Origin of the sequence: Campylobacter parajejuni, assembly GCF_046764905.1 — a bacterium.
Classification (GTDB): domain Bacteria; phylum Campylobacterota; class Campylobacteria; order Campylobacterales; family Campylobacteraceae; genus Campylobacter_D.
Window position 1 is genome coordinate 40,065 of sequence record NZ_JBKORB010000009.1, and the last position, 22,357, is coordinate 62,421.

Here is a 22,357-nt window from a genome sequence, read left to right on the forward strand (position 1 = left end):
AATCTTGTAACAATAAAAGCAAGGTAAATTTAGCAACAAATATCCAAAAAATGAATATTTGTTGAAATAAAGCTTAAATTTTGCAAGTTAAAACTTGCAAAATTTATTTTAACACAACTTCAGGGATGATTCCTTGTAAGAAAAAGGCTATAATGCAAGTCCAAATTCCAATGAATATGATAAAGCCCACAGAGTATTTGAAGGTGTATTTAAATAGCTCCGATTCACGTCCTACTAAGCCCACCGCAGCACAAGCTATGGCTATGCTTTGAGGCGAAATCATCTTTCCTACCACGCCACCTACTGAATTTGCAGCTAAAAATAAGGTTTCTTTTATGCCTAAAGAATGCGCACTAACTTGTTGAAGTGTGCCAAATAAAAGATTAGAACTCGTATCAGAACCTGTTAAAAACACTCCTATCCAGCCTATCATAGGGCTAAAGAAGGCAAAGGCTTCTCCCGTGCTAGCAAAGGCTGTGCCTAAAGTGGCACTCATGCCTGAGTTCTTAGCGATAAAGGCAAAGGCTACCACAAGACCTATGGTGATACAAGGCATAGCCATTTCTTTGAGTGTATCGCCTAGGGCTTCTTCAGCTACGCTTGATTTGATGCGTAAGAAAATGATGGTTAAAATAGCAGCAAGTAAAATAGCCGTTCCTGCTTGTAAGGCTATGAAGCTAAGACCTAAATTTAGACCCACAGCCTTGCCATTAGCATCGATTATGCTTCCTGTAATATTGCTAAAAGCCATAGTTACTTGAGTATAATCAAAAATCGCCCCCTTTGCAAAAAAGGCTTTAAACCAAGGCTGAGTCCAAATGATGATACAAATGATAAGCAAGACAAAAGGCAACCAAGCCTTAAACACCTTGCCAAATTCAAGCTGAGTGTGGTTAGAAAAGTCCTTAACATCATCAAAGCGGAAAATATTTTGAGGCTTCCAAAATTTCAAAAATATAGTCGTTGCAGCTAAAGACACCACAGCTGAAATAATATCAGGCAGTTCCGCACCCAAATAATTAGAGCTTAAAAACTGAGTGGCTGTAAAAGACACCGCTGCAACTAAAACAGCAGGGAAGGTTTCTTTAAGCCCCTTTACCCCGTCCATCAGAAAGATTAAGAAAAAAGGCACACTAAGGCTTAAAGGCACAAGCATACGCCCAACCATAGCTGAGACTTCATATTGCTGGATGCCTACTAAATTTGTCATTGCGATGATAGGAATTCCCACTGCACCAAAGGCAACAGGAGCGGTATTAGCAATAAGACAAAGTCCAGCAGCGTGTAAAGGTTTCAAACCAAGTCCCACAAGCAAAGCCGCTGTGATAGCCACAGGTCCTCCAAAACCAATAGCACCCTCTAAGAAAGAGCCAAAACAAAAACCGATTAAAATCACTTGAATTCTATGGTCTGGCGTAATGGACATAACGCTTTCTTTGATAATCTCAAAAGAGCCTGATTTAACCGAAAGTTTATAAAGAAAAATCGCCGCTATGATAATCCAAGCTATAGGCCACATTCCATTTGCAAAGCCTTGCACGAAAGAAGCCCCTACAAGTGAAAAAGGCATATCGTAAGTGATTAAGGCTATAATGCTAGCTAAAATCACAGTAATAAAACCTGCTTGATAACCCTTGAGCTTAAATACAAGCAAACAAAGCAAAAAACACAAAATAGGCAAAAATGCCATCAAAGCACTAAGCCAAATATTACCTAGTGGGTCTAAAATCTGTTGCCAAGTTTGTTCCATTTTTCTTTCTCCTTAATTTGTGAATATTAGATTTCATTCTAACAGAAAAAATAATAAAAAAGCCAATACCCTAAAGGCAATTTGGGATTTTGAAAGTAAAAATGTGTATTTTTGTAACAATTAAGACTTGAAAATATAATTTGTTTTATTATAGTTTAAAATATTTTAGCAATATGAAATATTTTAAAAATATTTAAGAAAATAATAACTGAATTTTCATTATAATTTAGCCTTTCATAAAATCAGTATGCTTTAACAATTCCAAGTTTAAAAAGGTAGAAGGATTATGTATTTTAAGCATTTATGCTTTAGTATCTTTAAAATTTTTAATTTTTACAAAGAGGGTTTTAAAAATTTAACGCTAGGAAAAACCTTATGGAAAATTATTTTTATCAAGCTTTTTGTTATGTTTGTGGTGTTAAAGCTTTTTGTTTTTGATGTGAATTTCAATTCTATTTTTAAAAGCGATAGCGAAAAAAGTGCTTTCGTGCTTAAAAATCTCACACTTGAAGGAAATAAATGAACGAACTTAGCAGTGTTGATTGGTCAAGAGCGCAGTTTGCTTTAACGGCTCTTTATCATTTTTTATTTGTGCCTTTAACCTTGGGCTTATCTTTTATCATTGCCATTATGGAGACAATCTATGTCAAAACTAAAAATGAAAGATGGAAAAAAATCACAAAATTTTGGCTTTCTTTATTTGCCATAAATTTTGCCATAGGCGTAGCTACGGGCATTATAATGGAATTTGAATTTGGAACAAATTGGGCAAATTATAGCTGGTTTGTGGGCGATATTTTCGGCGCTCCTTTAGCACTTGAGGGCATTATGGCATTTTTTTTAGAAGCTACTTTCTTTGCGGTGATGTTTTTTGGTTGGGATAAGGTCAGCAAAGGCTTTCACTTGCTCTCTACTTGGTGTGTTGCCATAGGTTCTAATCTCTCTGCTTTTTGGATTTTAGTCGCTAATGGCTGGATGCAATACCCTGTGGGAATGAGCTTTAATCCTGATAGTGCCAGAAATGAAATGCAAAATTTCTTTGAAGTGGCTTTCTCACCCGTAGCTATTTCGAAATTTTTACACACCATAGGTAGTGGTTATGTGATTTCAGCTCTTTTTGTGATGGGAATTTCAGCGTGGTTTATGTTAAAGCATCGTCATATCATAGAAGCGAAAAAAAGCTTAGTTGTGGGTGCTAGCTTTGGCTTGGTTTGCTCGATATTTTTATTTTTTAGTGGAGATGAGAGTGCTTACCGTGTAACCCAAACCCAGCCTATGAAACTTGCTGCTATGGAAGGGGTCTATCAAGGCGAACATCGTGCTGGGCTTGTGCCTTTTGGAATTTTAAACCCTAAAAAAACAATAGACAATAACGAAAGCGTATTTTTATTTGACATTACCATACCTTATGCCTTGTCTATTTTGGGTAACCGCGACCCTAATTCTTTTGTTCCGGGCATTGAAGATTTAATTTATGGAAATGAAAGTAAAGGTATAGAGCCTATGCAAAATCGCATTGATAGGGGTAAAATCGCCATACAAGCTTTAAAAGATTATAAATTCGCTAAAGAAAATAACAATACAGAAGCTATGCACAAGCATAAAAGCCTTTTAGAAGCAAATTTTAAAGACTTTGGTTATGGTTACTTAGAAAAAGCTAGCGATACCATTCCACCTGTGGCTTTAACCTTTTATAGTTTTCACATTATGGTCGCACTAGGAAGCTTTTTCTTCGTGCTTTTTATTATAACGCTTTATCTTACTATGGCAAATGATATTGAGAAATTTAGAAAAGTTCTTTGGTTGTGTTTATTATCCATTCCTTTGGGTTATATTGCCGCTGAAGCGGGTTGGATAGTGGCTGAAGCGGGTAGGCAGCCTTGGGCTATACAGGATTTAATGCCTGTAAGTATCGCTGCAACTGGGCTAGGAAAGGTTAATGTTCAAATTTCATTTTGGATTTTTGCGGTGCTTTTTACGGCTTTATTGATTGCGGAGCTTAAGATTATGCTTACACAAATTCAAAAAGGCTTTGATGCTCACGCTGGACATACTCCACTTATGGGTAAAGGAGAAAAATAATGTTTTTGGGTTTAGAGCTTGAGGCTTTGCAAATTTATTGGTGGCTTATCTTAAGTTTGCTTGGCGGACTTTTAGTCTTTATGTTTTTTGTGCAAGGCGGACAAACTTTAATCGATGAGCTTAGTGAAAATGAGCTTGAAAAAACAATGCTTATTAATTCTTTGGGTCGTAAATGGGAGCTGGGTTTTACCACTTTAGTAATGTTTGGTGGGGCAAGTTTTGCGGCTTTTCCACTTTTTTACAGCACAAGCTTTGGCGGGGCTTATTGGGCTTGGCTTTGTATTTTGTTTTGTTTTATACTTCAAGCTGTAAGCTACGAATACCGCAAAAAAGAAAATAATGTCTATGGTTCTAAAACTTATGAAATTTTTCTTAAAATCAATGGCTATTTAGGTGTATTTTTAATAGGCATAGCCTTAAGCAGTTTTTTTAGCGGTTCGAAATTTATCTTAAATGAGCATAATTTTGTCTCTTGGCAAAGCTCTTTGCATGGTTTAGAACTTTTGTTTAATCCTTTTAATTACCTTCTAGCCTTAGCCCTAGTTTTTCTAGCAAGACTCTTAGGTGCGGCGTATTTTATGAATAATATCAATGATGAAAATATCAAGGCTAGAGCCAGAAAGAAATTGAGTTTAAATAGTCTTTTGTTTTTACCTTTTTTCTTAGGATTTTTGGCTTGGATTTTTCTCAAAGAAGGTTTTAAGATAGAAGCAAATGCACTCATTAGTATGAGTGCGAATTTGTATTTGTATAATTTTTTAAACCATCCATTCATCGCCCTTTTGTTTGTGATAGGCGTTATTTTAGTGCTTTTGGGTATAGTCCAAGGCGCAAAGGGCTGTTCTAAGGCTATTTTCACTCTAGGACTTGGAACGATTTTGGCTGTTTTTGCTTTATTAGCAAGTCTTGGTTTAGGTCAAAGTGCTTTTTATCCTTCATTGAGTGATTTGCAAAGCTCTTTAACCTTAAAAAATGCGAGTGCGAGTTATTATACCCTTAGCGTTATGGCTTATGTGTCTTTACTTGTGCCTTTTGTTTTAGCTTATATTGTTTATGTTTGGAGAGCTATGGATAGGGTGAAAATCACCCGCGAAGAAATCGCAAATGATGAACACGCATATTAAAGGAGAGAAAATGTTGCATTCTTTATTTTTACTTACTTGGCCCTTGGTTATTTATCTAAGCTATAAATTTATTATGCTAAATATCAATCAGCTTGAAAAAGATAGTAAATTATAAAGCGATAAAAACCTTAAGCCTTATTACAAAGAGCTTTTCGAGCTTTAAACTTCTAAAGCTAACTCCACCGCGTCAAGTGCGTGAATAATAGCTGTATCAAAAAGCGGAATTTGCGTGTCGCTTGAGTGGAGTAAAAGCCCTATTTCAGTGCAGCCTAATACTATGGCTTTAGCGCCTTTGGCATGAAGTTTTTCTATGATTTGTAGGTATTTAGCTTTTGATTTAGTTTTAATTTGTCCCTTACACAGCTCACTAAAGATAATATCGCTTACCTCTTGCATATCACTTTCATCAGGAGTTAAAGCTTCTATGCCATAAGTTTTTAATGTATCCTTATAAAAATTTTCTGCCATAGTGTATTTGGTGCCTAGCAAACCGATTTTATCGTAATTTTCCTTTTTTAAAGCCTTAGCTGTGCTAGTGGCGATGTGAAGTAAGGGGATATGAATTTGGGCTTGAACTTGTTCGTAAATTTTATGCATAGTATTTGTAGCAATGAGTATGAAATCCGCCCCCGCATTTTCTAAGCTCTTCGCACAAGCTCCTAAAAGTCTAGCTGCCTCATCCCAAGCATTTTGCTTTTGTAGGTTAGCAATTTTTTCGAAATTTAAGCTATAAAGGATAATTTTAGCACTATTTAAACCGCCTAATTTCTTTGCCACTTCTTCGTTGATAATCTTATAATAAGTCGCCGTGCTTTCAAAACTCATGCCACCTATAATACCTATGGTTTTCATTTTTATCCTTGATTTTGATTTTAAAAGCATAATCATAGCAAATTATGGGATTGTTTAAACTGAATTTAACTAGCATTTTATTTTTTTGCACTGCTTTTGCTTATAAGCAAGTTAAGAAATTTAGCCTTTAAATTTAACGGGGAATTTTGAAGGGATTTATAAATTGATATTTTTAGAAGCTTTTATTTTGCTTTTTAGCTTAATATTTTTTAAATAAATCTTGATGCCTACCTATGCGATAAAGACTTAATATTTTATTATCTCTTTTGTAGATAATAACTAAATCGCCAAAGATATGGCATTCTCTAAAATTTTTCAAATCGCCTTTTAATGCGTGGTCTTTTAGCTTTGCTGGTAAAATATCCATTTGTGCTAAACTCAGTATAAGCTCATCAATAGCTTTTAAATTTCATTGTTGTTTTTTGACTTTTTCATAATCTTTTTTAAAAGATGTTAAAAGTTCGATTTTTCTCATTATTTAACTTTCTAATGCTTTTTTAAAATCATTAAAGTTATCAAAAATACCTATACTTTTCGCATTTTTTAAAGTTTGTATAGTTTCTTTGGTAGGTTCATCATCGAAATTATTTTTATATTCTTTATTTTTAACTTCATTGAGTTTATTTTTTAAAAAATCTAATTCTTTTTCTACCAAAGAAAGAGCGTGGATTAATTGCTTTTCACTAGCATTTTCATATTTAGAATAATCAAGCATTTTTCACTCCTTTGCTTTAATATCATTTTAATATTGCAAATAATATATTCATTTATATTATTTATCGCTTTATTTTAAAAAATAATGCCAAGAATAGCGACTATTATAAAAATTATCTTAGTCTAAGTTCCACTTTATTTCTTTTTTACCCTTATTTTTTAAAAATTCATTAGCCTTAGAGAAATGCTTGCAGCCTAAAAACCCGCTTCTTGCCAAAGGACTAGGATGGGCAGCTTTTAAGATTAAATGTTTATTCTTATCAATCAAAGCTTCTTTGCTTTTTGCGTAATTGCCCCAGAGCATAAAAACAAGGGCTGATTTTTCTTCGCTTAATTTGCTAATAACAGAGTCGCTAAATTTTTGCCAACCCCAATTATTATGACTTGCTGGCTTATTTGCTTCAACGCTGAGTATGGAATTTAAAAGCAAAACGCCCTGTTTAGCCCAAGAGCTTAAATCCCCATTTTTGCAAGGTTTTATCCCTAAATCATTGTGTAATTCTTTGTAGATATTATTAAGGCTTGGTGGAATTTTTACTCCACAAGGCACTGAAAAACTAAGCCCCATAGCTTGATAAGGTTGATGATAAGGGTCTTGCCCTAGAATGATAACCTTAGTCTCTTCTAAGGGACAGAGCTTAAAGGCATTAAAGGTCAAATTCGCAGGTGGATAAATGATTTTTTGGCATTTTAGTGCGTGAAGGTATTGCTTTTTAAGCTCTAAAAAATATTCTTTTAAAAATTCATCCTTTAAAAATTCTTTCCAAGCTTCATTGATTTTGATTTTGTCTATGTTTATTTTAATTTTTTCCATATTATTCCTGATTAAAATTTTATTTTAACAAAAAAAAGCTTACAAAATATATTATTTTTTTGAAGTAAATAAAATTCTTTATATTAATAAAAATTAAATATAAAGACATAACTTAGGATATAAAAATACTTAATTTATTGTATTTTGAAAGTAATTTATTTATTAACCAATTATTAACTAAAAATGTAATATCATTGTTTAATGATTTAAATCAATAAGCTTTGGTTTAAATTAAAATACTTATGAAAGGTTCAAAATGGGAACAAGAAAAGAACACGATTTTATTGGGGAATTGGAAATCTCTGATGAGGTTTATTATGGGGTGCAAACTTTTAGAGCTGTCGAAAATTTTGATATTTCTCATGAAAGATTAAAGGATTTTCCTCGCTTTGTTAGAGCTTTAGCTAGGGTTAAAAAGGCTGCGGCTATGGCAAATCACGAATTGGGACTTTTAGATAAAAATATCCAAGATGCGATTATTAAAGCTTGCGATAAAATTTTAGAGGGTGGATACTATGACCAATTTGTCGTAGATATGATTCAAGGGGGTGCAGGCACAAGCACCAATATGAATGCAAATGAGGTTATAGCTAATATAGGACTTGAGCTTATGGGTCATAAAAAGGGCGAGTATCAATACCTTCATCCAAACGACCATGTCAATTTAAGTCAAAGCACTAACGATGCTTATCCTACGGCACTTCATCTTGCTTTGCACGATTATTTAAGCGATTTGGCAAAGGCTATGGAACATCTTAAAAAAGCTTATGAAAGAAAGGCTGAAGAATTTAAAGATGTGTTAAAAATGGGTAGAACCCAGCTTCAAGATGCTGTTCCTATGACTTTAGGACGTGAGTTTAAAACCTTTGCTGTGATGATAGGCGAGGATATACAAAGGGTTTTAGAAGCTAGAAAGCTTATTTTAGAGATAAATTTGGGCGGAACTGCTATTGGAACAGGGATAAATTCCCATCCTGATTATCCTAAGGTTGTAGAAAGAAAGATTAGAGAAGTAACAGGCTTTGAATACACTGTGGCTGAGGATTTGATAGAAGCAACTCAAGATACGGGTGCTTATGTCCAAATTTCAGGGGTGTTAAAAAGGGTTGCGACTAAACTTTCTAAGGTATGTAATGACTTAAGACTTTTAAGCAGTGGTCCAAAATGTGGTCTTAATGAGATTAACCTGCCAAAAATGCAGCCGGGAAGTTCTATTATGCCGGGCAAAGTAAATCCAGTTATCCCTGAAGTTGTGAATCAAGTTTGTTATGCGGTAATTGGAGCCGATGTTACGGTAACCTTTGCAAGCGAAGGAGGTCAGCTACAACTTAATGTTTTTGAACCTGTGATTGCTCATAGTTTATTTAATTCTGTTGTGATGTTAGAAAAAGCTATTTACACTTTAGCTGATAAATGTATCGATGGTATTACGGCTAATGAAAAAATTTGTTCTGATTTTGTTTATAATTCTGTAGGAATTGTAACGGCATTAAACCCTTATATCGGTTATGAAAATTCAGCCAGTATAGCCAAAGAAGCGATGAGTACAGGTAAAAGAGTGGCTGATATTGCACTAGAAAGAGGGCTTTTGAGTAAAGAGCAAATTGATGAAATTTTAACTCCGGCTAATATGTTAAATCCTCATATGGAAGCTAAAAAATAGCAATTAGGACCGAGTTATGGATATAATGATAATCTTACAAGTAATCGTCCTTCTTGGGGCGATTTTTATTGGAATTCGTTTAGGTGGTATAGCTATAGGCTATGCTGGGGGACTTGGTGTTGTTGTGCTAGGGCTTGTTTTAGGTATGAAACCCGGAAGCATTCCTTGGGATGTTATTTTAATCATCGCTGCGGCTATTGCGGCAATTTCTGCTATGCAACAAGCCGGTGGGCTTGATTATATGGTGCGTGTGGTTGAAAAGGTTTTACGCAAGCATCCTAGATTTATTAACTATCTTTCTCCTGCTTGTGGATGGCTTCTTACTATACTTGCAGGAACGGGCAATGCGGTTTTTTCTTTAATGCCTGTGGTAGTGGATGTGGCAAAGTCTCAAAATATAAGACCTAGTGTGCCTTTATCTTTGATGGTTGTTTCTTCGCAAATTGGTATCACGGCTTCGCCTGTAAGTGCAGCTGTAGTTTATATGAGTGGGGTTTTAGAAGGTTTTGGCTGGAATTATCCTACTTTGATTGGAATTTGGATAGTTACAACTTTTGTTGCTTGTATGCTTACAGCCTTTATCGTTAGTCTTATCACTCCGCTTGATTTAAGCAAGGACGCTGTATATCAAGAAAGACTTAAAGCCGGACTTGTAAAGGATGCCGGTGAAGTTTTAAAAGGCACAGATAAGCCCGGAGCTAAACTTTCAGTGGGGATTTTCTTGCTTACCGTTTTAGCTGTGGTTTTATATGCAACAGCCATTTCAAGCAATATCAAGTGGATTGACCCTGTGATTATGCCTAGAGATTCAGCGATTATGAGTTTCTTGCTTACTGCTGCAACTTTGATAGTATTATTTTGCAAGGTTGAACCGGCTAAAATTTTAGATACAAGCGTATTTAAAAGCGGTATGACAGCTTGTGTGTGCGTTTTTGGTGTGGCTTGGCTAGGTAATACCTTTGTAGCAGGACACGAAGCTTCTATTAAGGAAGTAGCAGGCGAATGGGTTAAGCAAACTCCAGCAATGTTAGCGGTTGCCTTCTTCTTTGCCAGTATGCTTTTGTATTCTCAAGCCGCAACGGCTAAGGCTATTACTCCTGTTATAGTTACTGCTCTTGGTATTACTGCAGCTGCTCCGCAGGATTCTTATATGCTTGTGGCTTGTTTTGCAGCGGTTTCAGCCCTTTTCGTTCTTCCTACTTATCCTACTCTTTTAGGTGCTGTGCAAATGGATGATACAGGCACAACGAGAATAGGTAAATTGATTTTTAACCACGCCTTTTTTATCCCGGGCGTTTTAGCTATCGCTATTGCTGTAGCTTTGGGATTTTTGGCAACTTCATTTCTTTAAATAAAACTCCTCTTTTTAAGGGGAGTTTTAAAAATATTTTTTCTTTATTTATTTTTTTTTTTTTTGTTATAATATCGCTTTTTAAATTTTTAATTTTAAGGAGTCGTGATGAAACTAAAGCTTAGTTTAGCTTTTGTTGGTTTAACAGCTTTGTTTTTTAGTGCTTGTTCTAATGCCACTAAAACAAATACAAGTTTTGAGAATGCTTTAACACAAAAGTATTGTGGAGCTGATTTTTTTAATCAAAATTTAGAAAAAATCGAAAAAAATGACGATGTGATTTACACAGGGATTAACACAGGTTTGATTGCTAGAAATTGTGGAGATTTCAATAGAAGCAATGTGTTTTTTGATGTAGCTGAAGAATCCTACAAATACGATGTAGATTTAGAAAATGTCGCAAAAAAAGGCGCTAAACTTGCTGCAACAACTTTAGTCAATGATACCATAGTTGATTATGAAGGTTCTTTGTATGAGAGGATTATGGTTAATGTTTATAAGGGTCTAAATTTTATGAATTTGGGTAATTATGAAGATGCTAGAGTGGAATTTAATCGTGCTTTAATGAGACAGGATAAAGCTAAAGAATATTTTGCTAAAGAGATTGAGAAAAATCGTGAAGATATAGATAAGGCTAAAAAAGACCCTAATTACGATAAAAATATGAACGAAAATTCAAAAGCAATTTCGCAACAATACGATAATTTGTTTAAAGAATTCGATACAACTAAAAAATTTGTAAATCCTTATGCGACTTATTTAGCATCAGTATTTTTCTTTATGGATAGGGATTATAGAAGAGCTGCGGATTTGTTTAGAGAGGTAGCGATTATTAATCCTAACAACCAAGAAATTAAAAAAGAAGCAAAAATTTTTAACGAGCGTGCAAAAAAAGCCGTGCTTAAAAAAGATAAAAAATATGTTTTTGTAGTTTATGAAAATGGTATGGGGGTTGTAAAAGATGATTTTACTCTTACTTTACCTTTCATAGTGGATAAAAAAATTATTAGCACTAGCGTGGCTTTGCAAACTTTGAAAAAAAGAGAAGCTTCTTTTGCTAATTTGAATGTAAATGGCGTAAGCACGAGCGAAGTTGTGGATTTAGATGATATTGTAGCTACGGAGTTTAAAATCAATATGCCAGCTATGATTACCAAGGCTTTAGCTCAGACCATAGCTAAAACTACTTTAAATTTAGCCGTTGCAAATAATGATTCTACAGGTGGATGGCTAACTTTAGCAAGTTCTGTGGCAACTGCAGCAACAAATGCAGCCGATGTGCGTTCGTGGAGAGGCTTACCTAAGAGTGTTTCTGTCGCTATGGTGGAAAATTCAGGCAATATAAGCATTAAAAATCCACAGGGTCAAGAAATTTATCAAAATACTTTGGATAAAAACAAAAATGCCTTAGTGATTGTTCGTTCTTTTGCGCCTTACTTGCCTAATAGCGTAGATTTGATTCAAAAATAAGGTTTTTATAAATGAAAAAATGGCTTTTGATGGGTGTAGCGATTTTCTTAGTATCTTGTGCTCCTACCTATCAGCTTAGTTCTAATATCCCTAATGGTATGGTTTTAAGCCCTACTTTGCCTAAAAGCTTGGTAAAGCAATTTCAAAAGCGTGTCAATAGCAATGGTTATTTAGAATTTGAGATGATTTTGCGTAGCACTTTTGCTAAGGATGTGATTTACAAAGTGGATTGGCTGGATAAAGATGGCTTTGTGCTTCGTGATGTTTTAAATGAGGGCTATCAAGCTCTTAGAATTCCAGCAGGAGAAGAAGTTGTTCTTCGTAAGCTTGCACCCGATGTAAGAGCGAAGGATTTTAGATTAGAGTTTAAGGCTAAAAATTAATTTTATTTTACAAAAAGGATAAACGATGAAAAAAACAAAAATTTTAGGGGTTGCTCTTGCGGGAGCTTTACTTTTTAGTGGTTGTGTGCAAACTACTTACACAGATGGAAAAGCAACTCAAACAAAAAAAGGAGATGCTTTAACTTTGGGTCTTGATAGACAAGATTTTGAAAGTGCTGCTGAAACTATGATAGCGAGTATGCTTAGCGACCCAGCTTTTGCAAATGTTAAACCGGGCCAAAGAAAAGTTATTGCTATTGGTAGAGTTGTAAATGATACTCCACAAAGAATTGATACTGAAAAACTTACTGCAAAAATCACTGCAGCTTTAAGAAAATCAGGTAAATTTGTGCTTACTTCAGCCGTTGCAGCAGGTGGGGCACTTGATAGTATGAGCGAAGATGTAAGAGAATTAAGAGACAATGATGAGTTTAATCAAAATACTATCGCCAAAAAAGGCACACTAGTATCTCCTGACTTTTCTCTTGCGGGTAAAATCAGACAAGATAATGTTAAACTTAGCAATGGCAAAACCCAAGTAGAATACTTCTTTTTATTAAGACTTACAGACTTAAATTCAGGTCTTGTGTATTGGGAAGATGAGCAAACTATCGATAAAACAGGCTCAAGCAAAAGTGTAACTTGGTAAAAAGAATTGAACTTTTAAATAAGATTTGGCTCAAGTTTTTAACTTGAGCTTTTTTTATGAATTAACAAAAGGATAAAAATGAAAAAACTATTATTTATTGGCTCTTTAGTTATGGCAAGTTTGCTTTATGCTCAAGGTTCTCAACCTGTTGAAATTACACAACAAGATATTAATACTCAAAACGAAATGTCTGATGCAAGCACTAAGGATATTACTCCAAAATCCTTAGATGATTTTTTTGATGAATTTGCAAATGATTTTGGTATAGAATACGGACAGACTAAGGAAGATAAAACTTTTTATATAGGAAAAAGCACCGTCGCTGTAAATGACACCGACCCACAATTTGCACAAGCTTTGCAAAATGCTTATCAAAAAGCAATGCTTAATTTGCAAACTGAATTTATAAAGGATGCCTTCGGAAGAGTAGCTACAAGCAAAATTCAAAATTACGAAGCGGATAATTCTACAAATGCAAAAGAATTTGAAGAACTTCCAAAAGGAGATAAATTTGAACAAATTTTAGGCAAACTTACGCAATTAGCTGGTGCCCAGCTTGACAAAGCGTTAAAAGATTTAGGCGTGGATTCAAATTCTTTAAGTGAAGAGAGAAAAAAGACTTTATTAAAACAAGAATTTCTAAATAAAACTATGACAGATGCGGTAGGTTCTATGAGCGGACTTATTCCTGTTCAAACCATAGTTACGCAAAGAAGAGGCGAATATGATGTAGGAGTGATAGCGGTTGTCTCTAAAAAAACACGCCAATTAGCTAGAGATATGGCATTGGCCAGACAAAGCACTATTAAAGGCAAGGGCAAGGCGGTTAGTGGATACTTGCCACAAGATAAAAAAGGTTTTTTAAACGAATATGGTATTCGTTTAGTTTATGATGAAAATGGCGCACCTGTGATTTTAAGTTATGGAAATTGGGGCTATGTGGCTGATGCTAGTAATGCTAAAAAAACAAATATCTTAGAAGATAGAGCGCAAGAAAGTGCAGCAGCTATGGCCGATGCTGCAATCATTGAGTTTATCAATACAAATTTAAGCTTAAAAGATGAAAGAACAACAGGAGACACCTACGAAGAAATCATTAAGCAAAGTGTTAATGTAAATGATAATTCCACCCAAGAGCAAACCCAAAATATCACAAATATTATCGATAAGGTAAATAGTAAGGTAAAAGCTAGTGCAAGTGGAAAAATCCGTGGCATTCGCACCCTTAAAAAATGGAGTTATACAAGTGAAAATGGTATCGAGCATGTGGGTGTTGTAAGATTTTATTCTTATGTAAATTTAGCAAATACAAATGAAGCTTTAAATTCAAATGCAAATACACCAAATCAGGGTAAAAAATCTTCTTCCAATATCCAAAGAAGTTCCAATGTTGTAAATAGTATGGATGATTTTTAAGGATAGTAAATGCGATGGATAAAAATTCTTTTTTTAGGTTTATTTTTAAGCCTAAGCCTTAATGCTAAAGTCGTAACTACAACTACGACTAAATCAAGCACGGGTGAAGGCACAGGTTTGACTAGAGAAGATGCTGTGAATAATGCTATTATCGAAGCTATAGGAAAAATGAGTGGGGTAAATATCAATTCTTTAAAGAAGTCTAACACTAGCGTTTCTACTGATGGTTCAGGTTCGAATATACAGGATAATTATAGTGAGCAAATTTCAAAAGCGACTAAAGGTAGGGCTGATACTTATGAAATCAATAGCGTTGAACAAGACGCAAATGGTAGATATATAGCTAATGTAACCATCTTTAAAACCACAACAAGCAAAAAATATCAAGCACCCGGTTTAAGTGCGGATAGTAGAAGAAGTATTACTATTTTTGACTCTACGCCAGACCCTGCAAAAAGGGGTATAGGTGCCGCTTTGCAACAAAAAATCATTGCAGATTTACTTCAAAGTAGAAAATTTAATGTCCTAGATAGGGATTCTAATGGCTATTACGAGATGGAAAAAGCTCTAATCAAAAGTGGTGACGCGGCTAAGGATGAAATTTACAAGCTTAAAAATGTGTTAGGGACAGATTATATTTTGCTTTTTTCCATTGCAGGCATTGATGGAAAGCAAAAAACAAGCAATCTTACGGGCAAAACAAAGACAGAAATCGAAGTGGTTGTGGATTATCGTGTGCTTTTATTTGCCACAAGACAAATTAAATTCTCTAATACCCTTGCGATGAAAATCAATCTTAAAGACGGAAGTCTTAGTGCAAATGAACAAGCTTTAAATCAAATCGCCGGAAGAATTTCCAGTGATATTTTAAATGCAATCTATCCTTTAAAAGTAGCCAGCGTGGAAAATAATGAAGTTGTATTCTCACAGACCTTAAATCGAGGCGATACTTATGAGTGTTTTTCGCTTGGAAAAACTATCAAAGACGCTTATACAAAAGAGAATACGGGCAGAGTAGAAACAAAAACAGGAAGCGTTGAAGTGGTACGCACCAGTCCAAAACTTTCTTACGCAAAAATTTTAGAAGGAAGTATGAAAGTCGGCGATATTTGCAGACCTTTAAGTAGTGGAAATAGTGGAAATGGCTATACTATAGGACGCGATGCAAATTACAAAATCGAAGAGGGTGGCGGGGTAAATCTTGGCTTTTAAATTTTTAGAGTTTGACTTTTCAAACTCTAAATTATTTCTTAAATTCATCAAAAATTAAAGAAAAATTCTATATAATCAAAACTTTTCTAGCCATTAAAGCTTTTAAATCCCAAAGCGGTGCTTTATGGTTCTACCAAAATATTAAGGAAAAGCAATGTATGCTATTATCAAACACAGCGGAAAGCAGTATAAAGTCAGTGTTGGCGATGAGCTAAAACTTGATTATTTTGAAGCTGCGAGCAAAGCAAGCATTGAAGTAAGCGAAGTTCTTGCTATCAATGATAAAGAATTAAAGGTAGGTGCGCCTTTCGTAGCAGGTGCAAAAGTTGTTTTGGAAGTGATTAATCACGGAAAAGATAAAAAAGTTGTGATTTACAAAAAAAGACGCAGAAAAGATTCTAAGCTTAAAAGAGGCTTTAGAAGACAATTTACTCGCGTTGTGGTAAAAGAAATTAAAGCTTAAGGAGTAAAGAATGGCACACAAGAAAGGTCAAGGCTCAACTCAAAATAATCGCGACTCCATAGGTCGCCGTTTAGGTGTTAAAAAATTCGGTGGAGAATTTGTTAGAGCAGGCAATATCATCATCCGTCAAAGAGGCACTGCAACCCACGCAGGTAACAATGTAGGCATAGGCAAGGACCATACTATCTTTGCTTTGATTGATGGTTTTGTGAAATTCGAAAGAAAAGACAAAGACAGAAAAAAAGTTTCCGTATATCCTGCATAAATTCTAGGCTTTTTGCCTAGAAATCTTCTTGTTTTAAAATTGAATGCTTGTTTAAACCCTTTGACTTTAATATTTTTTTAAAATATGCAAATATTCTATGGTTTTGTGCTGTTTTTGAATGCGTTTGGAATCGGCTTTAAATCTTTGATGTTCTTTTTGTTGAAGCTTGTATATTCCGTATTGTCTAAAAAGTTCTTTAATCTCATTTAAGCTTAATAAACCCTCATCGTTATAGCTTAAAAATATAAATTTAGCCTTCGCATTTTGAATTAATTTTTTCAATTCCTCATAAACCAGCCTTTTTTTACACCAAGGAGATTTTTCATAAGCTCTTAGCCCCGTTTTGCCTCTTGGAATGAAATCATCATACAAAGCAATAGTATTTAAAATATGATAATTCGCCCCATATTCTCTAGAATTATAGGGTGGGTCAAGATATAAAATATCGCTTTTTATTTTTTTGATTAAGGCATTGGCATCTTCATTATAAACCTCATTTTCATTCGCACTAAACTCGAAAATAGCGGGGCGTAGAACTAAAGTTTTTTGGGCGGATTTTTTTAAATTTTTTAAAAAGGCTCCATAAACAGAAGCCGTGTTTGCTACCCTATCGGCACTTTTTAACAAAGAAGCGAGTAGGAAAAAATATTCCTTTTCATCAATAAAATTTTCATCCTTCCATAAAGAAATTTGCTTTCTTATCCCATCGATTTTCATAGCATTATAATCACTAAAATACTGCCTATTCTCCCCACCTCCTAAGGCATAGTGTTGATAGATTTTACCCTTGCTAAGAGGAGTTTTTTCGTTTAGAATTTGTATTAAAAAATCAGCTCTTTTAAGCTCTTTTGAATTTTGTATATAATTTTTTGCCAAAACAAAACTATAAAATTCCTTATCGTTAGAAATGACTTTTTTGACCCTATTTTTAAAGATTTTGCCCACAGTAGCACTGCCTGAAAATAAATCCGTAAAAACACAAGCTTGTAAATCCACATTCCAAGCCTTTAGCTCCTGTGAAATGCTTTCTAGTAAAAAATGTTTGAGTTTAAACTTAGAGCCTATGTAATTCATTATTGTTCTTTATAAAGTTTGTTAAAAATAAATAAAAGATTTTTGAAAGTATAGCAAAATGGAATTCAAAAGAGCTTTTAACTCTTTTGAATGAAGGTTTTTGTAGTAAATTTAAGCTAAGAAATTAGCTTTTTACTTTTTCTTATTATTATTCATTTGATTGCCACGATTTCCTTGATTTTGGTCGTATTGCTTATTTGTGCCTTTAGTTCCTTTATTGGCATTTTGCATGTTTGCAGCATTATCCTTAGAATCTATTTTCTTGCTCATTATCGCTCCTTTCTTTAAAATTTTAAAGCATTATACCCCCCCCCTAAATTCAAACTTAAAAATCAAAATATAATTTTAAAATAAAGATTTTTGACTATACTTCTTTTAAAAATTCTTAAGGTTTATAAATGTTTATTGATAGTGTTAAAATTACTTTAGCTTCAGGCGATGGTGGCAAAGGTGCTGTAAGTTTTCGCCGTGAAAAGCATGTGCCACTAGGGGGTCCTGATGGAGGCGATGGAGGAAATGGGGGCGATATTATCTTTGTTTGCGATAACAACACACACACGCTTGTAAATTTCAAGGGCAAAAGAGAACTTCGCGCACAAAATGGTGCGTGTGGAATGGGTCGTAACAAAAATGGCAAAAAAGGTGCCAATTTAGAACTCATCGTGCCTGAAGGAACGCAGGTCATAGACGCACAAAGTAATGAAGTTTTGCTAGATTTGACCCGAGAAGGACAAAGGGAGCTTTTTTTAAAGGGTGGAAAAGGTGGGCTTGGCAACACGCATTTTAAGCACGCTAGCAATCAACGCCCCGACTACGCCCAAGCGGGCATTAAGGGCGAAAGTCGTTTGGTTAAGCTTGAGCTTAAGCTTATCGCTGATGTAGGGCTTGTAGGCTTTCCAAATGTTGGCAAATCAACCCTTATAAGTGTGGTTTCTAATGCCAAACCCGAGATTGCCAACTACGAATTTACCACGCTTACTCCAAAACTAGGGCTTGTGGATGTAGATGAGTATAATTCTTTTGTGATGGCGGATATTCCGGGTATTATTGAAGGAGCGAGTGGGGGAAAAGGACTGGGACTTGAGTTTTTAAAGCATATAGAAAGAACGAGTTTTTTGCTTTTTGTGCTTGACCCTTTAAAAGAGTTGCCCTTAAAAGAGCAGTTTATAGTGCTAAGAAGGGAGCTTGAAAGCTTTTCAAGTGAGCTTTTTGGGCGTAAATTTGGCATTATGATTTCAAAGAGTGATAGTGTCAATTTCGGAGATGATTTTGCAAAACAAATTGCTTTAAGTATAAGGGAATTAGAAAATTATCTTAAAGAAATAAACAATCCCCAAAGCTTTTTAATTAAGGTCTCAAGCCTTGAAAAAACAGGACTTAAGGAGCTTAAATTTATGCTTTTAAAGGAGCTTAGGAGCTAAAAAGCGAATTTGGTTTTAGTTAAAGATGATTCAGGGAAAATTAGACCCATTTGTCATTACGAGCTTTTGTCTTGCAAAAGCGTGCTAAGTTAAATTTTAAGCCGTTTTTATAAGACTGGCTAATGTTTGTAAAAATTTAAATTTTTAAGATTTTTTAAAAATATAAATTATATAATCTTTGCATATTATAAACAATGATTTAAGGAAAAATATGAAAAATTCAGCAAAAATTTTTCTTTTACTTTCTGTTTTTGCGTGGATAGATGATGTTTGCCGTAGCAACTAGTTCATTTTATAAAACTCAAAATGAGGCTGTATTTTCAGCCTCTAAAAGTGAAAATATCAAAAGAAATATGAGTGATTTTAACCCTGATAAAAATACAAAAAATTCCATTCATTTTTTCAGTGACGATAAAGAAATTGCTTTAAATTTAAGTGATAAAAGCATAGAACTTTTAAAAAGTCATTTTAGTGAAAATGATTTTTTAAAACTTTCTAATGGCAATATAGGCTTAAGTGGAAGTGCGGCTGCCTTTGTAGAAGGCTGGTATAAGGATATTATGGTCAATAGAGATTTTTTAAATGCAGATATGGATAAAAACGGCAAAATAGAAAAAGACGAATATCTTGTCTTAAAAAATTCAGTCCAAGATGTCGCTGAAAATCAAAATTTAAGCCAAAGTGATGGTTGGGTTGTTTTAAGAATGGCTAAAAGCACCACAGGCTATGTGGGAAGCAAGATAAGCGATAAAAGTCTAAGTATTGAAGAGCTTATGGATGAAACCCTAAAAAGCGATAGAAATTTTGATGGAAGCATTAGTAGGCTTGAGTATTCTGCCAAAGGTGGCACAGATATGCAAGGCTATATGAATTGGGCTGTGGATGCTTTAAATGATATTTTAGATGATGATGAAAAAAAGGAAAAGACTACTTTGATTTTAGACCCTTATGGTCAAATTACACCTAAGTGGGATGGTATTAGCATAAAAGAAATAAGCAATTTTTATGAAGGCAAGGGCGAAATTTTTAATCACTCCCAATTAAATGGGACTATCATTCAAGCTTCTAAAGCTTCCAAAAGTCAAAAAGAACAATTGCTTGATGAATTCCCTGAATTTAGAGCCTTTATACAAAACAATCCTAATATCACAAAAGAAGAACTTCTAAGACTTAAAAACCAGCAAAGAATCACACAAAATTATCAAGTCCATCAAAAACAAGATTTACAAAAAGAATTCACACAAAAATTTTTCCAAACAGACCTTAAAGCTTAAATTTTTTAAAATATTTTTCAGCTTACTTCAATTTGACTAGGTTAAATTTACAACAAATACTATTTGTCGTTGCGAGTGAAACGAAGTGAGCTAAATTCAACAGCTTATTTATAAGGGATTGTTCAGGGTTAAAACCCTTCGCAATGACAGACCCTATCATTACAATTTACCTACAAAATTGAAATTTCACAAAAATATTAAAATTTTAAATTTACACAAGTATAATTACACAAGATAAACCAAAACAAGGATAAAAATGCGAAGAATTGTCATTAAGGTAGGCTCACACGTCATCAGCGAAGAAAATACTTTAAGCTTTGAGCGTTTAAAAAATTTGGTGGAATTTTTGGCTGAACTTATGGAAAAATATGAAGTCATACTAGTTACTTCAGCGGCGATTTCAGCAGGCCATACTAAGCTCAATATAGACAGGAAAAATCTCGTCAATAAACAAGTTCTAGCTGCCATAGGACAAGCTTTTTTAATCAGTGTTTATAATGAATTCTTGGCTAAATTTAATAAAATAGGCGGACAAATCTTGCTTACAGGTAAGGATTTTGACTCCAGAAAAGCTACCAAACACGCTAAAAATGCTGTCGATGCGATGATAAATTTAGGCATTTTGCCTATTATTAACGAAAACGACGCTACTGCCATAGAAGAAATTGTCTTTGGCGATAATGATAGTTTAAGTGCCTATGCGACGCATTTTTTCGATGCGGATTTGCTTGTCATTTTAAGCGATATCGATGGATTTTACGATAAAAATCCTAGCGAATTTAGCGATGCAAAGCGTTTAGAAAAGGTTGATTTTATCAAGGAAGAATGGCTTAAAATGGGTGTTAAAACAGGTAGCGAACACGGAACAGGTGGCATAGTAACCAAGCTTAAAGCAGCTAAATTTTTGCTTGAGCGTGATAAAAAAATGTTTTTAGCTAGTGGTTTTAACCTAGATGTAGTGAAAGCATTTTTGCTAGAAAATCAACAAAAGGGCGGGACTTTATTTGTAAATTTATAAGTTGCTTTTTAAAATTATTTTAAAATTTACTTAAATTGTGTAATTTTGTAATGTTTTTTGAAAAAAAGCAAAAATTTTTTAATTTTTAATTTTGTTTTTTTTTTTTTGATAATATGACCTCGAACTCAAAAATTACAAATCAAAAAAGGTTTATCAATGTTTAGAAATTTCCAACTAGGAACGAAGATTATTTTCGTTGTTTTGTTATCCGTTTTTGTTGTAATCTCAGCCTTAACAGCTTTGATTGCTTTTCGAAGTTATAGCACTTTAGACCACGAAACAAGCCTATTGGTAGCAAATGCCAATGCTAGAAATGTCAATAAAGTCGAAGGCTATGTCAATCAAGTTACTTCCACTATGAGCTTTGTTGTCCATAGGGTAGAATCCACTCTGGGACACAATGTTTTTGACGAAGGTCAAATGAAGGATGTAGTAGAAAGTCTCTCAGGGGATACTAATCTCGTAGAATACGCTTATATCATAGGAACAAATTCCCAAGCTTTTATTGCACAAAACGGCAAAAGTTTTACAATGGATAGCAAGTTAAAATCGGATTTGTTAGCCAACACTAGCCCTAGCACAAATGGAAAAATAGGCATATCAAAGCCTGTTAAATTCCAAATTCAAAACAAAAATTTTATAACGCTTAATCTTACCATCGATATATTTAACCCCGCTAGGCAAAAAGTCGCCACGCTAGGAGTTTTATACAACCTAAATTCCATAGAAGAAGATTTATTTAATGAAAGACGCAGTATTTTTAAAGGAGACAGACGCTTTTTGATTACTCAAGATGGTATTGTTATTCTTCATCCTAACAAAGAATTTGTAGGTAAAAATTTAAAAGAAATCAACACCGACCCAAGTGCTCAAAAAATCATCGCAAATTCTATGAATAACACAAGAGATATTATCGCTTATAATTTTCTAGGGATTCATTATACAGCAGGTGTGCAACCTTTTAAAGTTCTAAACAGCGATACTATTTTGACAATGATTTCCCTAGCACCTGATGAAGGCGTTTATGAGTCTTTTTACAGCCTACTTTATACTATTATCATCTGTTCTGCTATGGGTATGATTATCATCGCTCTTATAGTCTTTTTCTATGTGAAATTCTTTGTAACGCAAAATATCCACAACATACTTAAGCATCTTTTAAGCTTCTTTGATTACATCAACTTCAAAACCACCTTTCCACCAAGGGATTTAAAAACAAATAACAATGATGAAATAGCCCAGATGACTAAAGCCATCAATGAAAACATTCTAGCTACTAAAAAAGGTTTAGAACAAGATAATCAAGCAGTAAAAGAAAGTGTAGAAACAGTTTCAGTAGTAGAAAGTGGTAATCTTACAGCA

At 34.2% G+C, this 22,357-nt stretch carries 21 protein-coding genes and 2 pseudogenes; 16 read left to right on the forward strand and 7 right to left on the reverse strand.

The window, feature by feature from the left end; genetic code table 11:
• Positions 1–103 precede the first annotated feature (103 nt).
• Positions 104–1,750, reverse strand: coding sequence for a lactate permease LctP family transporter (locus ACLL8X_RS08205; protein ID WP_411990442.1), 1,647 nt, complete (start codon positions 1,748–1,750; stop codon positions 104–106).
• A gap of 286 nt (positions 1,751–2,036) precedes the next feature.
• Between ACLL8X_RS08205 and ACLL8X_RS08210 the strand changes: the two genes are divergently transcribed.
• Genes ACLL8X_RS08210 through cydB form a run of 3 tightly spaced genes read left to right on the forward strand, consistent with a single transcriptional unit; the run spans position 2,037 to position 4,956 of the window.
• Positions 2,037–2,273 carry a DUF4492 domain-containing protein gene (locus ACLL8X_RS08210; protein WP_411990443.1) on the forward strand — a complete coding sequence of 79 codons (237 nt, stop codon included), beginning with the start codon at positions 2,037–2,039 and terminating at the stop codon, positions 2,271–2,273.
• The gene (locus ACLL8X_RS08215; protein WP_411990444.1) at positions 2,270–3,832 is read left to right on the forward strand and encodes a cytochrome ubiquinol oxidase subunit I; all 1,563 of its coding nucleotides are present in this window, start codon (positions 2,270–2,272) and stop codon (positions 3,830–3,832) included. The genes ACLL8X_RS08210 and ACLL8X_RS08215 overlap by 4 nt, the downstream gene beginning before the upstream one ends.
• Positions 3,832–4,956: a cytochrome d ubiquinol oxidase subunit II gene (gene cydB, locus ACLL8X_RS08220; protein ID WP_411990445.1), complete on the forward strand. Its 1,125-nt coding sequence runs from the start codon at positions 3,832–3,834 to the stop codon at positions 4,954–4,956. The genes ACLL8X_RS08215 and cydB overlap by 1 nt, the downstream gene beginning before the upstream one ends.
• Before the next feature lie 159 nt (positions 4,957–5,115).
• Here cydB and ACLL8X_RS08225 read toward each other — a convergent pair whose 3' ends face one another.
• The 4 genes from ACLL8X_RS08225 to ung all read right to left on the reverse strand — a co-directional run bounded on the left by ACLL8X_RS08225 (position 5,116) and on the right by ung (position 7,336).
• On the reverse strand, positions 5,116–5,808 hold the full coding sequence (locus ACLL8X_RS08225; RefSeq protein WP_411990446.1) for an aspartate/glutamate racemase family protein: 693 nt from the start codon (positions 5,806–5,808) through the stop codon (positions 5,116–5,118).
• 199 nt (positions 5,809–6,007) lie between these two features.
• Positions 6,008–6,205: a type II toxin-antitoxin system RelE/ParE family toxin gene (locus ACLL8X_RS08230; protein ID WP_411990461.1), complete on the reverse strand. Its 198-nt coding sequence runs from the start codon at positions 6,203–6,205 to the stop codon at positions 6,008–6,010.
• Positions 6,206–6,286: 81 nt separating this feature from the next.
• Positions 6,287–6,523, reverse strand: a complete 237-nt coding sequence (locus ACLL8X_RS08235) for a hypothetical protein (protein ID WP_411990447.1) — start codon at positions 6,521–6,523, stop codon at positions 6,287–6,289.
• Between the two features lie 117 nt (positions 6,524–6,640).
• On the reverse strand, positions 6,641–7,336 hold the full coding sequence (gene ung, locus ACLL8X_RS08240; RefSeq protein ID WP_411990448.1) for a uracil-DNA glycosylase: 696 nt from the start codon (positions 7,334–7,336) through the stop codon (positions 6,641–6,643).
• Between the two features lie 256 nt (positions 7,337–7,592).
• Here ung and aspA point away from each other — a divergent pair, with 256 nt between their 5' ends.
• The 9 genes from aspA to rpmA all read left to right on the forward strand — a co-directional run bounded on the left by aspA (position 7,593) and on the right by rpmA (position 16,208).
• Entirely contained in the window at positions 7,593–8,999 is a 1,407-nt protein-coding gene (gene aspA, locus ACLL8X_RS08245; RefSeq protein ID WP_411990449.1) for an aspartate ammonia-lyase, read from the forward strand.
• Positions 9,000–9,015: 16 nt separating this feature from the next.
• Positions 9,016–10,350, forward strand: a complete 1,335-nt coding sequence (locus ACLL8X_RS08250; RefSeq protein ID WP_411990450.1) for an anaerobic C4-dicarboxylate transporter — start codon at positions 9,016–9,018, stop codon at positions 10,348–10,350.
• 108 nt (positions 10,351–10,458) lie between these two features.
• The gene (locus ACLL8X_RS08255) at positions 10,459–11,820 is read left to right on the forward strand and encodes a COG3014 family protein (RefSeq protein ID WP_411990451.1); all 1,362 of its coding nucleotides are present in this window, start codon (positions 10,459–10,461) and stop codon (positions 11,818–11,820) included.
• Positions 11,821–11,831: 11 nt separating this feature from the next.
• Positions 11,832–12,203, forward strand: a complete 372-nt coding sequence (locus ACLL8X_RS08260; protein ID WP_411990452.1) for a YcfL family putative periplasmic lipoprotein — start codon at positions 11,832–11,834, stop codon at positions 12,201–12,203.
• Between the two features lie 25 nt (positions 12,204–12,228).
• On the forward strand, positions 12,229–12,852 hold the full coding sequence (gene lpoB, locus ACLL8X_RS08265; protein WP_411990453.1) for a penicillin-binding protein activator LpoB: 624 nt from the start codon (positions 12,229–12,231) through the stop codon (positions 12,850–12,852).
• A 78-nt stretch (positions 12,853–12,930) separates the two neighbouring features.
• The gene (locus ACLL8X_RS08270) at positions 12,931–14,268 is read left to right on the forward strand and encodes a DUF6844 domain-containing protein (protein WP_411990454.1); all 1,338 of its coding nucleotides are present in this window, start codon (positions 12,931–12,933) and stop codon (positions 14,266–14,268) included.
• A 9-nt stretch (positions 14,269–14,277) separates the two neighbouring features.
• Complete coding sequence (locus ACLL8X_RS08275; RefSeq protein WP_411990455.1) at positions 14,278–15,480, forward strand: CsgG/HfaB family protein; 1,203 nt, start codon at positions 14,278–14,280, stop codon at positions 15,478–15,480.
• A 154-nt stretch (positions 15,481–15,634) separates the two neighbouring features.
• On the forward strand, positions 15,635–15,943 hold the full coding sequence (gene rplU / locus ACLL8X_RS08280; RefSeq protein WP_411990456.1) for a 50S ribosomal protein L21: 309 nt from the start codon (positions 15,635–15,637) through the stop codon (positions 15,941–15,943).
• A 10-nt stretch (positions 15,944–15,953) separates the two neighbouring features.
• On the forward strand, positions 15,954–16,208 hold the full coding sequence (rpmA, locus tag ACLL8X_RS08285) for a 50S ribosomal protein L27 (protein WP_002778821.1): 255 nt from the start codon (positions 15,954–15,956) through the stop codon (positions 16,206–16,208).
• Positions 16,209–16,274: 66 nt separating this feature from the next.
• Here the strand turns inward: rpmA and ACLL8X_RS08290 are convergent, their stop codons facing one another.
• Positions 16,275–17,282, reverse strand: coding sequence for a DNA adenine methylase (locus tag ACLL8X_RS08290; RefSeq protein WP_411990457.1), 1,008 nt, complete (start codon positions 17,280–17,282; stop codon positions 16,275–16,277).
• Positions 17,283–17,414: 132 nt separating this feature from the next.
• Positions 17,415–17,552: a hypothetical protein gene (locus tag ACLL8X_RS08295; RefSeq protein ID WP_411990458.1), complete on the reverse strand. Its 138-nt coding sequence runs from the start codon at positions 17,550–17,552 to the stop codon at positions 17,415–17,417.
• A 128-nt stretch (positions 17,553–17,680) separates the two neighbouring features.
• Here ACLL8X_RS08295 and obgE point away from each other — a divergent pair, with 128 nt between their 5' ends.
• From obgE to ACLL8X_RS08315, 4 genes and pseudogenes are all read left to right on the forward strand, one after another.
• Complete coding sequence (obgE, locus tag ACLL8X_RS08300; RefSeq protein WP_411990459.1) at positions 17,681–18,703, forward strand: GTPase ObgE; 1,023 nt, start codon at positions 17,681–17,683, stop codon at positions 18,701–18,703.
• A gap of 263 nt (positions 18,704–18,966) precedes the next feature.
• Positions 18,967–19,632 (forward strand): annotated as a pseudogene (locus tag ACLL8X_RS08305) (hypothetical protein); the annotation flags it as partial.
• 601 nt (positions 19,633–20,233) lie between these two features.
• Positions 20,234–20,995 carry a glutamate 5-kinase gene (gene proB, locus ACLL8X_RS08310; protein WP_411990460.1) on the forward strand — a complete coding sequence of 254 codons (762 nt, stop codon included), beginning with the start codon at positions 20,234–20,236 and terminating at the stop codon, positions 20,993–20,995.
• A gap of 156 nt (positions 20,996–21,151) precedes the next feature.
• A pseudogene (locus ACLL8X_RS08315) lies at positions 21,152–22,357 on the forward strand (methyl-accepting chemotaxis protein); the annotation flags it as partial.